The organism is Mycobacterium cookii (genome assembly GCF_010727945.1).
Taxonomy (GTDB): domain Bacteria; phylum Actinomycetota; class Actinomycetes; order Mycobacteriales; family Mycobacteriaceae; genus Mycobacterium; species Mycobacterium cookii.
The window spans coordinates 4946512-4959412 of record NZ_AP022569.1; the positions used below are offsets into that span (position 1 = coordinate 4946512).

Annotated in this window: 16 protein-coding genes; 1 reads left to right on the plus strand and 15 read right to left on the minus strand. The window is 66.5% G+C overall.

The window, feature by feature from the left end; genetic code table 11:
• Nucleotides 1-6 precede the first annotated feature (6 nt).
• The 13 genes from G6N27_RS23280 to G6N27_RS23340 all read right to left on the minus strand — a co-directional run bounded on the left by G6N27_RS23280 (nucleotide 7) and on the right by G6N27_RS23340 (nucleotide 10615).
• Nucleotides 7-384 carry an NADH-quinone oxidoreductase subunit A gene (locus G6N27_RS23280; protein ID WP_163780542.1) on the minus strand — a complete coding sequence of 126 codons (378 nt, stop codon included), beginning with the start codon at nucleotides 382-384 and terminating at the stop codon, nucleotides 7-9.
• 282 nt (nucleotides 385-666) lie between these two features.
• Complete coding sequence (locus G6N27_RS23285; RefSeq protein ID WP_163780544.1) at nucleotides 667-1065, minus strand: Rv3143 family two-component system response regulator; 399 nt, start codon at nucleotides 1063-1065, stop codon at nucleotides 667-669.
• An 85-nt stretch (nucleotides 1066-1150) separates the two neighbouring features.
• Nucleotides 1151-1687 (minus strand): YceI family protein, encoded by a 537-nt coding sequence (locus tag G6N27_RS23290; RefSeq protein WP_163780546.1) that lies wholly within the window; start codon nucleotides 1685-1687, stop codon nucleotides 1151-1153.
• Between the two features lie 20 nt (nucleotides 1688-1707).
• Nucleotides 1708-2091 carry a nuclear transport factor 2 family protein gene (locus tag G6N27_RS23295; RefSeq protein ID WP_163780548.1) on the minus strand — a complete coding sequence of 128 codons (384 nt, stop codon included), beginning with the start codon at nucleotides 2089-2091 and terminating at the stop codon, nucleotides 1708-1710.
• 11 nt (nucleotides 2092-2102) lie between these two features.
• On the minus strand, nucleotides 2103-2441 hold the full coding sequence (locus G6N27_RS23300; protein ID WP_163780550.1) for a DUF6285 domain-containing protein: 339 nt from the start codon (nucleotides 2439-2441) through the stop codon (nucleotides 2103-2105).
• A complete protein-coding gene (locus G6N27_RS23305; protein WP_163780552.1) occupies nucleotides 2441-3373 on the minus strand; it encodes a catalase family peroxidase in 933 nt (310 codons plus the stop codon). Before G6N27_RS23305 ends, G6N27_RS23300 begins: the two co-directional genes overlap by 1 nt.
• A gap of 17 nt (nucleotides 3374-3390) precedes the next feature.
• Nucleotides 3391-4338, minus strand: a complete 948-nt coding sequence (locus G6N27_RS23310) for a phosphotransferase family protein (RefSeq protein WP_163782232.1) — start codon at nucleotides 4336-4338, stop codon at nucleotides 3391-3393.
• Between the two features lie 29 nt (nucleotides 4339-4367).
• Nucleotides 4368-5606, minus strand: a complete 1239-nt coding sequence (locus G6N27_RS23315) for an acyl-CoA dehydrogenase family protein (protein WP_163780555.1) — start codon at nucleotides 5604-5606, stop codon at nucleotides 4368-4370.
• Nucleotides 5607-5618: 12 nt separating this feature from the next.
• On the minus strand, nucleotides 5619-6230 hold the full coding sequence (locus tag G6N27_RS23320) for a TetR/AcrR family transcriptional regulator (protein ID WP_163780557.1): 612 nt from the start codon (nucleotides 6228-6230) through the stop codon (nucleotides 5619-5621).
• Nucleotides 6230-7120 carry a hydroxymethylglutaryl-CoA lyase gene (locus tag G6N27_RS23325; protein WP_163780559.1) on the minus strand — a complete coding sequence of 297 codons (891 nt, stop codon included), beginning with the start codon at nucleotides 7118-7120 and terminating at the stop codon, nucleotides 6230-6232. The genes G6N27_RS23320 and G6N27_RS23325 overlap by 1 nt, the downstream gene beginning before the upstream one ends.
• Nucleotides 7117-8319, minus strand: a complete 1203-nt coding sequence (locus G6N27_RS23330) for a CaiB/BaiF CoA transferase family protein (protein WP_163780561.1) — start codon at nucleotides 8317-8319, stop codon at nucleotides 7117-7119. Before G6N27_RS23330 ends, G6N27_RS23325 begins: the two co-directional genes overlap by 4 nt.
• Nucleotides 8316-9512, minus strand: a complete 1197-nt coding sequence (locus G6N27_RS23335; RefSeq protein WP_163780563.1) for an alpha/beta hydrolase — start codon at nucleotides 9510-9512, stop codon at nucleotides 8316-8318. The genes G6N27_RS23330 and G6N27_RS23335 overlap by 4 nt, the downstream gene beginning before the upstream one ends.
• 11 nt (nucleotides 9513-9523) lie before the next feature.
• Nucleotides 9524-10615: a homogentisate 1,2-dioxygenase gene (locus tag G6N27_RS23340; protein WP_163780565.1), complete on the minus strand. Its 1092-nt coding sequence runs from the start codon at nucleotides 10613-10615 to the stop codon at nucleotides 9524-9526.
• Between the two features lie 146 nt (nucleotides 10616-10761).
• Between G6N27_RS23340 and G6N27_RS23345 the strand changes: the two genes are divergently transcribed.
• Nucleotides 10762-11250 carry an SRPBCC family protein gene (locus tag G6N27_RS23345; RefSeq protein WP_163780567.1) on the plus strand — a complete coding sequence of 163 codons (489 nt, stop codon included), beginning with the start codon at nucleotides 10762-10764 and terminating at the stop codon, nucleotides 11248-11250.
• Nucleotides 11251-11256: 6 nt separating this feature from the next.
• Here the strand turns inward: G6N27_RS23345 and G6N27_RS23350 are convergent, their stop codons facing one another.
• Both G6N27_RS23350 and G6N27_RS23355 read right to left on the minus strand, forming a co-directional pair.
• Nucleotides 11257-12228 (minus strand): NADPH:quinone oxidoreductase family protein, encoded by a 972-nt coding sequence (locus tag G6N27_RS23350; RefSeq protein WP_163780569.1) that lies wholly within the window; start codon nucleotides 12226-12228, stop codon nucleotides 11257-11259.
• 11 nt (nucleotides 12229-12239) lie between these two features.
• Nucleotides 12240-12881, minus strand: a complete 642-nt coding sequence (locus G6N27_RS23355) for a TetR/AcrR family transcriptional regulator (RefSeq protein ID WP_197746544.1) — start codon at nucleotides 12879-12881, stop codon at nucleotides 12240-12242.
• Nucleotides 12882-12901 lie beyond the last annotated feature (20 nt).

A 12901-nucleotide genomic window follows, 5' to 3' on the forward strand; every position in this document is an offset into this window, starting at 1 on the left:
CTTACCTCAATCCCAAGTCAAGCCGCCGCGGCGCCACACATACGCGTAGGCCACGAAGACGGTGAGCATGAACACCACCATTTCGATGAGCGCGAACACGCCGAGTCGGTCGTAGCTGACCGCCCACGGGTAGAGGAACACGATCTCGATGTCGAAGACGATGAACAGCATCGCGGTCAGGTAGTACTTCACCGGGAACCGTTGGCCACTGCCCGCGTGCGGCGCGTTGGCGGGCTGGTCACTGGGCTCGATCCCGCACTCGTAGGCCTCGAGCTTCGCGCGGTTGTAGCGCTTGGGTCCGGTGATCTGGGCCAGCGCGACAGAGCCGAGGGCGAAGGCGGCGGCGATTCCTCCGAGCACGAGGATCGGTAAGTAGAGATTCATCCCGCGAAGACGCTTCCTCACTGTGGTCTATGGGCTGGATTGTGAGCGCAACCACAGCCTAGCGACCGTGTGTGGTCCCGCGCTCAGCAGTCTAGTTGTGACCTCTAGCACAACTAACGGGTGGTCAGTTCGAACGCGAACGCGAAGCCTCGAAGGCCGCTTTTTGTGCAGCAATTCTCAAGAGCCTAAGGCCGTTTCGACCATGCGCAAGTCGAAGCGGAAGACCCTTGCCAGTCTCGCTCGACGGGCGGTCGCGCTGCTGTTCAGCAGCCAGGACCTGAGTTATTGAACCGGGGTGCGCAGCAACTCGAGCACGGTCCGGCTGAGCCGGATCGGGTCGATGGGCTGGGGGACTGCGGCCTCCGCCCTCGACCACCTGGCCAGCCAGACATCGTCGCGCCGGCCGGTCAGCACCACGATCGGTGGTCCCTGGTCGATTTCGTCCTTGAGCTGCTTGGCGATACCCATGCCGCCTTCGGGAGTCGCTTCGCCGTCGAGGATCGCCAGATCGATGCCCCCGGCGTCCACCTGCTGGATGACGACGGGTCCGGTCGCGACCTCGACGTAGCTCAGCTCGGGCAGGTCCGGATGCACCCGCTTGCCCAGGGCCAGCATGACGTTCTGCCGGGTCTGGGCATTGTCGCTGTACACGAGGATCCGCAAGGGGCTGCTGTCAGGCACGAGCCAGATGTTACTGCCCGACGACGATGCGGGCCGCGTAGTGGCCCGAGAAGGAGTCGGGCGATCGGGTGATGTCCGGCGATCGTCAGCGCGCCGCCCGGACGAAGTACGCGTCGGCCGACACCGTCGCCGCCTTGCCGACCATGCCGAGTTGATTCCAGCCGATGTCGAACTGATCCCGGTCGACTTCGGTCTTTGCCGAGACCCGCACCGAGCCGTCGTCGAGCGCGCTGATCTCGACCGGCAGCGGCACCTCGGCGGTGACTCCCTTGATGGTGAAGGTCGCCCGCAGGTCGGCGGTGTTCGCTGCGCCGGGCTCCACGGCTGTCACCACCACGCTGATCTGCGGGTAGCGGTCCACGTCGAAGAAGTCGGCCGACCGGAGGTGCTCGTCGCGTTTTCCGATCCCGGTTCGCAACGAGGCCACCTCGATGTCGAGGCGACCGAAGACGGCGCCCTTGCCGGTGACCTGGCCGTCAGCGTCGACATCGGTGAACCGGCCTTTGACGTTGAGCAGACCCCAGAAGTTCTTGATCTTGAAGCCGACCGTCGACCGGTCGCGATCGAGGTTCCACACCCCTGCGGTGTCGGGGTCATTGAGCAAGGTTTCGATGGTTGTCATTTCAGCAACTCCTCGCCGGGTCAGCTCAACAAGGGAGCCATGCCGGCTGGGTCGAAGTATTCGTCGATACGGCTGATCAGGGCGTCAGCATTCAGCTTAATCACGATGCACACGCGCAAAGCGATCAATCCGCCGTTGCGGCCGGTGGCGTGAAGGATGTGTTGCTGGACGAATCCGTCGGTGAACAGCTGGCGATCCAGGATCTCGTAGTGCCGCTTCTCGGTGACGTCGATGAACCAGTGGATGACCCGCAGAGCCCGCGTTTTCTCGTCGTCGCGACGCGATCCGGCCCGCCATACCGCGATGCCGTCGTCGAACATCTGCTCCACCGTTGCTTCGTCGCCTCGTTCGATCGCCGCGAACAATAGATCGGCCGCCTTCACGACGGCGTCAGGAGCGGGCATCGGGTGCCTTTCTAGTCGTCCTGATATCCGGGGTGGGCGACCGAGAGCCGCCGGCCGACCAGCGCTCGCAGCGCCGACTGCACCTGCTTACTGTCGCCGTCCAGCTCGCCGGTCCGGATGGCGGCGGCCAGCTGGGCCTCGTCGCGGCAGCCGACATCGGCAAGCGCGGCGGCGACCCCGTCATCCGAGTCGGCCAGCAATTCGCGTTCGACCATGCGCAGCGCGTTGACCGCGACCCGGGAATGGAAGTTGACCTGACCGGTGGTCGACCCGCGGACGTCGGTTTCGAGGAACTCGGCGACCGCGGCGACCAGCTCTGCCGCTGTCGGTCGACCGTGGCCCGGCGCCATCAGGTCGCTGGGGCTTCGGGTCCGCGGTCGACGCCGGAGCGCAGCTTCACCGAGGCGGAGTAGGCCAGGGTGCGGAACCGGAGGACGGGGTCGTCGGAGGGTTCGATGCCGTCGGTGACGCGCATCGGGTCGAACACGACGATGTCGCCGCCGTGCTCGCGTTCGGTGTCGATGCCGGTGATCTCGAGGCTGCCGACGGTGACGGTCTGGGTGCCGTGCCAGGGTTTGGACGGGTCGACCGTCGAGTCGCCGTCCGCGGCGATCTGGACCTGGTAGTCAAACCGAACCGGTTGTGTGGCAACGCGTTTGTCGAGTTCGTCGATCAGGAAGTCCGCGCCCTTGGTCTTGGCGACGTCCGGCGGGACGAGGTGTTCGCCGGCTTGGGGCAGCAGGTGGTAACGCACGAATCGGGCGCTGCCGTCGGCGGCGACCCAGCGGAATGCGTGCAGGCCGTGATACGCGATGGTGCCGTAGCTTTCCGGCACTGTGTTCGCGGCGCGCACGACCGGCAGGGCTTTGACAAAGCTGGGGTGGGTGGCGATGTAGCCGAGAAGTCGCAGTGGAGCGGTGGGCCCAGGGCGCATCGCGTGCAGCAGCGAGACGAAGCCGTCGGGTGTGCTGGCCGGAAACAGTTGCGCCGTCTGCGTCGACACGTCGGTGGTCGACCCGTCCGGCAGGGTGAACTTCACCGCCATCCCGCGCACGCCCGGAGCGTTGTCCGGCTGCTTGGGATTGCCTGAGCCACTGGAGAATCGGATCAGCGCGGGCACTGCTGCGCCGCTGAGGTGTGCGGCGCAGGAGAGCTGAGCGGCCGCGGGTGTCGCGGTGAAGGTGCCGCGGTAGAGCTTGCCTTTGGCGTGCAGCGCGCGGTTGCCGGGCTGCGCCCCGCCGGTTTCGCGGATTGTCTCGATTGCCTGATCAGGTGTGACCACAACGAAATCCTAGGCGCTCAACCGACACGTGTGACCGCGTTATCGAGCAAGTCGAGCAAGTCCCATTCGGTCTCACAGACGCGGCGTCCTATGGTGGCCAGCTCCACCGAACGGCTCTGTCCGCTGAGGTGCCGTTCGGCCTGGTAGCGGCAGATCACGCCCCACCGCAGCGTGGCCAGTACCAGCCACCAGTGAAACGCCGCCCGGTCGACCGCCGCGCCGCCGGCCTTTTCGTAACTGTGAAGAAAATCCTCGACGCGGCCCAGGCCGCCGGCATCGTGGTCGGCCGGGGCGCCGAACCGCCAGGCCCGGATGCAGAACCAGGCGAGGTCTTCATAGAACTCGCCGACGTGCACCAGTTCCCAGTCCAGCACGGCAGCGAGATTGGATCCGTCGACGATGAGGTTGCCCATCCGGTAGTCGCCGTGCACCAGGTACGGCGGCGACGGCGCGGGCCGGTGTGCGGCCAGCCATCGGAAGGCCCACTCGAATGTGGCGGTGGTGTCGCCCATGTCGTCCAACCGGCCGCGCCACTCGGCGAGTTGGTCCTCGCGGTCGATCCCGGCGATGTCCGGGTCGGCCCGGTGGATGGCGGCCAGCGCTTCCGCGCACTGCACCAGCAGCCGCGCCCGGCCCGCTTCGTCCAGTTGGCGCTGGATGCGACGGACGATGGTCTCGCCCTTGATCTCGTCGCAGATCAGGAATGGATTGCCAAGCGTGTCAACGGAATCGTCGGCAACCAGGACGTGGGGGATCGGTGCGCCGGCAGCCGCGGCGGCGGCCTGCGCGCGGGCCTCGAGTTCCATTCCGGCGTGCACGTCGTCGGGCGGCCCGGTGCGCAGGATCAGCGAGCGCCGTTGCCCGCCGGTGACGGCCTCGAACGCCCAGGTGGTTCTGCTGGCTCCGCCCGTCAATGCCCGCAGATTTTCGACGGCGGTGCCGGCGCCGAGGATCGGCTGCAGCATGCCGGCGAGCCTGGGCGCCAACGCGTCGCTCACTTGCGGCCGAACTTGAACAGTCGCTGAGCCACCCGCCGGATTTGGATCTCCTCGGCGCCTTCGGTGATTCGGTAGCGGCGGTGGTGGCGGTAGATGTGCTCGAACGGCTCGTGACGGCTGTAGCCGAGGCCGCCGAAGATCTGCATCGCCCGATCGGCGGCGTCACAGACCAGACGGTTGGCGCGGTAGTTGGCCATCGACACCTTGTCCGACACCTCCATATGGTGGTCGCGATCCAGGTGCCAGGCCGCGTACTGCACCAGCAGCCGCACCATCTGCGCCTCGGTCTGCAGCTCCGCCAGCGGCCATTGGACGGCCTGGTTCGTCGACAGCGGCTTGCCGAAAACGGTTCGGGTGCCGGCATATTCGGCAGCCCGGTCGATGCAGTATTGCGCGGCACCCAGGCTGCTGGCTGCTTGCCGGATCCGGTTCTCGTGCAGGAACGTCTGCGCGACTTCCAGACCTCGATCAACCTCGCCGAGCACGGAGTCGCCGGGCACCCGGACGTCGGTCAACTCAACTTCGCCGTGGTCGGTGGGCATGTTGAACGTCCACCAGTAGTAGGGGACATCGAAGCCGGGGGAATTGGTGGGCACCAGGAACGCGGTGATGCCACGGGCTTCGCCTGGTTCCCCGGACGTGCGAGCGAAGATCAAGTCATGCGTGGCGCGGTGCACGCCAGTGTTGAACCGCTTGGAGCCGTTGATGATCCAGTCGTCACCATCGGGCTTGGCGTGGGTTTCCAGCCAGGTGGCGTCCGATCCGTGCAGGGGCTCGGTGAGGCCGAACGCCATCGAGCGTTCTCCGGTGATCAGCGCCTCGGACCACGCCGCGCGTTGCTCGTCGGTGCCGAATCGCTCCATCATGATCACCTGCGGGAAGTTCCCGACGATCGATGACTCGTTCTGCAGGTCGTTGTGTAGCCCAAGGCCTTTGTGCGCGAGATGCTCGCGGATGACCGCCATGTCGACGTTGGAGCCGTCGCGGCCGCCGAGCGAGGTCGGCAACCCGTACCGCAGCCAGCCGGCTTTGTCGGCACGTCGTCGCATCTCGGCGAGCAGGTCCTCCCACTCTTCGGTGGGAATGCCGTCGTTGTCCCAGTCGGTGCGGGCATGTTCGCGGCGCTGGTCGAAGTACTGCATGTTCTCGGCTTGCAGCGGGGCGATCTCGCGGTCGATGAACGCATCCATGTCGGCCAGCAGACCCGGAAGGTGTTCGGGCAACGTGAAATCCACTCTGATTTCTCCTTAGGTGCCGTACAGCGTTTTCTTCCATACCGTAGCGAGGGTTGCTATCGCGTCCTCGTCGCTGATCTCAATCCCCAGACCGGACCGGCCGACGAACACGGTGGTGAAATTCTCGAACAACAGGGCGATCGCGGCCGCGATGTGTTCGGGGTTGAGTTCAGTCGCGTACCCGTGCTGCTGAGCATGGCGCACCGAGGCAGCGACGATGTCCATACCAAAACGTCGAAACTCGTTCTGCAGAGCGGCGAACCGCTGCTGTGTCGTCGCGAGCTGCGCCACCGCAATCATGATGCCGATGTTCTGCTTGAACATGTTCCAGTAACCGGTGACGACTGAGATGAAGAACGCATCGTCGTCGGGGGAGTCCGGCAGGTGCAGGCTCAGCCCGGACGGCGTCACGACATCGTGCAGGAAAGACTCCGCGAGGGCGGCGAGCAGATCCTCCTTGTCGGCGAAATACCGGTAGAACACCGCGCCCGACTTGCCGGCAGCGGAGGTGATGTCGGCCAACGTGGCGCCGTGGAACCCACGCTCGGCGAACAACTTACGGGCAGCTTGCTCGATAGCCGCCCTGGTCTGGCGGCCTTTCGCGGTCAGGACCTCGGTCGGCATCAGCTGGTGATCCGATCACCGGCACGCAGCAGGGCACTCGGTAAGTCATGGCCGACAACCGATCTCGCGACCTCCGCCGCGGCGACAGCGGCCTGCAGGTCGACGTCGACCTCGATGCCGCTGTCGCGCAGCAGGTATACCAGGTCTTCGGTGGCGATATTGCCGGTGGCGCCCGGCGCGAACGGGCAACCGCCCAGCCCGCCGACCGATGCGTCCAGTCGGGTGACGCCCGCCTGGACCGCCGCATAAGCGCTGGCCAGTCCCGCGCCTCGGGTGTTGTGGAAATGCCCGCCCAGCGGCAGCTCGTCGATGACCGGACGCAGTTGCGCGATCAGCGAACTCACCCGCCCCGGTGTGGTCGTGCCGATCGTGTCGGCGATGGCGAACCGGTCGACGCCGTGATCGCAAGCGAACGCCGCGATATCGAGCACCCGCTGGGGCGGCGTGGGCCCCGCGAACGGGCAGTCCCAGGCGGTGGCGACGATGACCTCGACGGTGACGTCGGCGTCGTGGGCGATGGCGACGATGTCGTCGATCTGCTCGGTGGCTTCGGCGCTGCCGCGCCCGACATTGGCCTGACTGAACGCGTCGCTGGCCGCGACCACGTATTCGATCGAGCGCAGGCCCGCGGCGACCGCGCGCTTGGCGCCGTTGGGACTGGCCACCAGCGCGGAGAATTCGATGTCGGGATAGTCGTGCAGGTGCGCGGCGAGTTCGGCGGCGTCGGCCATCGACGGCACCTTCGAGGGGGAGACGAACGCGGTCGCCTCCACCTCGCGGACTCCGGTGGCGGCGACGGCGGCGAGTAGTTCCAGCTTGGCCGACAACGGGATCGGCTTCTCGATCTGCAGCCCGTCGCGCAGGGCCACCTCGCGAATCTGGACTCTCATACGACCTCCTCGGCGCGTAGCTGCTCCAGTTCTTCGGGGGTCTTGCCGAGCAGGCCGATGAAGACGTCGTCGTTGTGTTGGCCCGGATGCGCCGAGCCGGCGTTGCGCACGCCGCCGGGCGTTTCCGAGAGCACCGGCGTCACCCCGGGCCCCAGCACCGGGCGAGCCAGTCGCTCGTCGTAGTGTTCGACCAGCATGCCGCGCGCCCGCAGCTGGGGATCGTTGACCACCTCGGCGACCGTGTTGATCGGACCCGCGATCACGCCTGCGGCGCTCAGGGTTTCGATGATCTCGTCGGGTTGTCGTTCGGTGGCCCAGCTGCCGATGATCTTGTCGAGCTCGTCTTGGTTGCGGCCGCGGGCGCCGTGATCGGCGAAGCGGTCGTCGGTGGAGAGCTCCGGTCGTCCCATCGCCTGGCACAGCCGGGCGAACACGGTGTCCTGGTTGGCCGCGATCACCACCCAGGAGCCGTCGGCGCTGCGGTAGATGTTGGACGGCGCGATGCCTTCCAGGCGGGTTCCCGACGGGCCCCGCACCACGCCGCCGACGTCGTAGTCGGGAATGGTGGATTCCTGCACGGCCAAACATGATTCGGTGAGTGCCACGTCGACGACTTGTCCGCGTCCGGTGACACTGCGGCGATACAGCGCGGCCAGTGCACCCTGTGCGCCGAACATCCCGGCCAGGCTGTCGCCCAGCGACAGCGCCAGCCGGGGCGGCGGCCCGCCAGGGAAGCCGTTGAGGTGTCGCAGGCCGCTGGCGGCTTCGGCGACCGAAGCGTATCCGGCCTTGTGTGCGTCGGGGCCGGTCTGCCCATAACCTGACACTCTGACCAGGATGATGCCTGAATTACGTTGGCTGAGAACGTCGTATCCCAGGTCCCATTTCTCCAGCGTTCCCGGGCGGAAGTTCTCCACCACGATGTCGGACTTCTCGACGAGGTCGAGGAACAGCTCGCGGCCGCGAGCTCGGCGCAGGTCGAGCGTGACGGCCCGCTTGTTGCGCGCATGCACGGTCCAGAAGACGTGGTTCCCGTCGACTTCGGCCTGCCCCCAGGTGCGCAGCGGGTCCGGCGCTCCGGGCGGTTCGACCTTGATGACGTCGGCGCCCATGTCGCCGAGCAGCCGGCCGGCGAACGGTCCGGCGATCAGGGTGCCCAACTCCAGCACCCGGATGCCATCCAGCGGACCCGTGGTCACGTAGTGCCTGCGAACTTGTGGCGAACCAGCCAGTCCGTGACCACGGTGACGGCTTCGCGCAATTGAGCGCGCTGATCGGGTCCGGCGTAATAGTGCGTGGCGCCGTGGATTTCGTGCATCTCTTTGTCAGGGTGGCCGATGGCCTCGAAGAGGCGCCGGGTGTGGCTGGGCGTGCATGCGTCGTCGGCGAGGTTGCCGATCACCAGGGCGGGCACCGCAATGTCGCGCCCGCAGTCGACGCCGTCGCCGTGCGCGTCGTCGTAGCTCCACTGCGACAGCCAACTGCGCAGGGTGCAGAACCGGGCCAGGCCGACCGGGCTCATGTTCACCACTTGAGGATCACCCAGATAACAGGTTCCGGGAACCCGTTCGTTGGGATCGACCGTCGGATCCAGCCACCGCGGGTCGGCCATGGTGCCGTGCACGACGAATCCGAACTCGGCTACATCGCTACCGGGGCGCCCGCTTGACTTCAACTCGGCCAGTTTTTCCTTGACCCAGGCGGTGATGCGCCGGTTGCGGTCGATCTGAGCCTGCCGGTAGCGGACCAGGAATGCCTCGCTGTAGGGCGGTTGATTGGGGTTGTCCGGGTTGTACAGGTCGAGTTCCGGATCGCGTTTGGTCGGATCGGATTCGTCGAGGATCGACCCGTCCAGCCATTCGGTCAGCGTGCCGTGCCGGCTGATGTGGGCTGCCAGCAGCATGATGCCGTCGGCGGCGGGCAGATCGAGTTTGGTGAGATCGGGTCCGTCGCCGGACGGGCTGGACGTGACGGTCGCATGCTGGGCCTGCTGCTGATAGAACACCGACAGCGAACCGCCGCCACTCCAACCGGCCAGCACCACCTTCTCGTAACCGAGGCGGTCCTTGGCGTCTTTGATGGCGGCGCCGAGATCCTCGATGACCTTCTCCATCAGCAACGCAGAGTCGGTGCCGCGGAATCGGCTGTTGCAGTAGATGACGTGGTGGCCGGCCCGCGCCAGCGCGTTGATCATCGGCAGGTACGCGCCGCCGCCGATCGGATGCATGAACATCAGCACGGTGTCCGACGGGTTGTCTTTCGGCTTGAGCAGGTAGCTCTCCAGGACGGTGATTTCGGCCAGCCCGCCGTAGACGTCGCGGACCCCGGAATTGTTCTGGAAGGCAACCAGATACGGGATCCGGTCGTAGTCGTGCTTCACCGCTGTCGTCATAGCTGCTGTCCTTAGTGTTGTCCGAGATCGTGGGCGAGTACTTCTGCCGACGGCGTCAGCCGTTTGCGGGTGTCGATCGCGATCACCTGCCAGTCGACGCGCGAGTAGTCGTCGAATTTGCGACGGGCACGCTCGCGCGCTTTCTCCGGCGCGCCGTGGTGAACCCCTTGCGGGGCATGGGAAATCAGTCCGGGCGGCATCGGAATGCCGTACAGCGAACCGCCGTGGAAGAACGCGATCTCGTCGTAGTCGACGTTACGGTGATACCACGGCGTGCGTTCGGTACCCGACACGCTCTCTGCCGGTTTGGGCAGGAAGTTCATCACGTAGACGCCGGTGGCCTGCATGAACAGGTGCACGGTCGGGGGCAGGTGGACGCTGTCGGAGGTGACGACGTTGTAGTCGGCGATGTTGAAGGTGAACGCGAAGTTGTCGCCACGCCATCCTTCGACATCGAGCGGATTGTGTTGGTAGTACAGCGTTGTCGGGCCGCCCTCGTGGACGAGTCGGACCTCGTATTCGTCGCGCCCATCGTCGTCGAGTGGCTCGGGTTCGGGAATCACGGCCTGCGAGGGATCGAACGGAAAGTGCCGGCCCAGTGCTCCCGGTGGCGGCACCCGGAATTCGTCGGTGGCCTCGATCAGCAGCATCGTGGTCTCGGTGTCGGGGGACTGCCGCCAGGTGCAGGCCTTGGGCAGGTACACCCAGTCGCCGTCGCGGTAGCGCAGCGGCCCGAACTCGGTCTCCAGCAGACCGGTGCCCTGATGCACGAAGCACAGCAGGTCGCCGTCGACGTGGCGGACGTAGAACGGCATCGGTTGCTGACGGCGGGACAGCGAGACCCGGCAGTCCTGGTTGCTGAACATCAACAGCGGCCCGCCGCGCGCGTCGGTCGCGTCGCCGGGCTTGAGCTCACTGGACAACACGTCGACGGGGCGTAGCGGACCCTCCGACCGGTAGGCGGTCGGGTCGTTGCGGCGGTACAGATTGGCGGTGCGGCCGGTGAAACCGCCGCGGCCCAACTCGTCGTCCTTCAGCCCGTCGAGGTCGGCGTGCAGGCGGCGCGGAGTCTTGCCTTTGCGCAGGTGGATGAAGGATTCCATAACAGCTCCAAGGGTGCGACGGCGGTGGCGGCGGGGCGGAACTGAAAGTGAGATTACTTTCTCTTTTGGTTCGGCACAAGGGGCCGGGTGATCGCCGATTCAGCGGGTCTTGATGATTTTTGCAACCCGGCGGAGTCTCTACTGACATGACCAACGACACGATCACCGCAACCATCACCATCCCGGCTCCGGCCGAAACCGTGTTCGACGTCCTTGCGGACCCCACAACGCACGCTGCGATCGACGGGACCGGCTGGGTGAGAGAGGCCCTGGACGGCGAGCCGATGACTCGCACCGGCCAGATCTTCCGGATCGCGATGTATCACGACAATCACCCCGCCAAGAACTACGAGATGGCCAACAAGGTGGTCGCGTTCGACCGTCCCGACACCATCGCCTGGGAGCCCGGTCAGGACATGGCGCACGACGGGAACCTGACATTCGGTGGCTGGATCTGGCGCTACGACCTGCGCGACGAGACACCGTCCGAATCCCACGTCACGCTGACCTACGACTGGTCGGCAGTGCCACCGGAACTTCGCGAGCACATCCCGTTCCCGCCGTTCGATCCCGCGCATCTAGAGAATTCGCTCAAGCATCTGTCCGATCTGGCGGCGGCCCGAGTCACCAGCTGAGCCGGATCAGTCCCGAATGCGCAGGACGACTTTGCCTTTCGCGGTGCGATTCTCCAGCGACGCGATCGCCGCGGCGGCCTCCTCGAGCGGGTAGACCATTGGCTCGGGCGGCGGCAACTGGCCCGAGGCGAGCAGCTGCTCGAGCGCGGCCCACTGCTCGGCCAGCGCGTCGGGGTGCTTTCCTGCCCAGGCGCCCCAGCCGACACCCACCACGTCAATGTTGTTCAGCAGCAGCCGATTCACCTTGACCGTGGGGATCTCGCCGCCGGTGAAGCCGATCACCAGCAGCCGGCCTGCCGGGGCAAGTGAGCGCAGCGAGTCGGTGAACCGGTCTCCGCCGACCGGGTCGACCACGACGTCGACGCCGCGACCGCCCGTCAGTTCCTTGACCGCGTCTTTGAACCCGTCGGCCAGCACGACATCGGTCGCTCCGGCTGCCTTGGCGATCTCGGCTTTGTCCTGAGTGCTCACGACGGCGATGACGCGCGACGCCCCGAGCACCGGCGCCAACCGCAGCGCCGACGTGCCGATGCCGCCGGCGGCGCCGTGTACCAGCACCGTCTCACCGGCCTGCAGCCGGCCGCGGACGGTTAGCGCGAAATACACCGTCAGGTCGTTGAACAGCAGACCCGCGCCGGCGGCGAAGCTCACGTTGTCCGGCAGCTTGAACACCCGGTCGGGCTGCAGCACCGCGACTTCGGCCATGCCGCCAGTGAGCATGGTCAGCCCGACGACCCGATCGCCGGCCCTGACGTGTGCGCCCGACGGCGCCGAGCGGACCACGCCGGCGATCTCGGCACCCAACACGAACGGCGGGTCCGGCCGGTACTGGTAGAGGCCCCGCGTCAGCAGCGCATCGGGGAAGGCCGCTCCCGCGGCGTGGACGTCGACGACAATTCCGTCGCCGCTGGGTTCATCGATCTCGCCGACCTCGACGCCGTCCGGGCCATCGAGTCGCGTCAACTGTGCCGCGCGCATGCCAGCAGAGCCTACTGACGCGGTGGACCCGGCGGCGACGCCGGTGGCGGATGAATCGCGCGAGCCAGTCCGCCGACGATCAAATCGAGCCCAAACGCGAACTCGTCTTCCCAGGGCACCGGGAGGCTGTCCGCGACGGCGAAGGTGGCGGGGAACTGAAGCGGATCGAGGTTCTGGAAGACCTGGGAGAGGCCGTCGTCAACATCGGCGGGGATGCCGTTGAGCTGGATGGCGAAGCCCAGGATGTAGCGGGCCAATGTCGCGTAGGTGCGCGCGGCCAGCGCCGGTGGGAATTCGTTGGCGAGCAGGAATGCGATCATCCGTTCGCGGGCGGCCAGGGCGTTCGGCCCGACCGGCACGTGACCGGCGATCAGCGGCGTCACCTTCTGATGCCGGCGCAGCGCATCAAGCATGCTGTGCGCCGCCGCTTTACACGCCTCCTGCCACGGCATTGCGCTGAGGCCCGCGACGTCCAACTCGACCGTCCCGAAGATGTGATCGACGACGCTGGCGATCAGATCCGCACGGCTGGCGAAGTGCCGGTACAACGTGGCGGTTCCGGAATGAAGCCGCTGCGCCAGCGATCGCATCGACAGGGCGTCGGCCCCTTCGTCGTCGACGATCTGCAGAGCCGTCGCGACGATCCGATCCAGCGGGACCGGCGGGCGTCCGC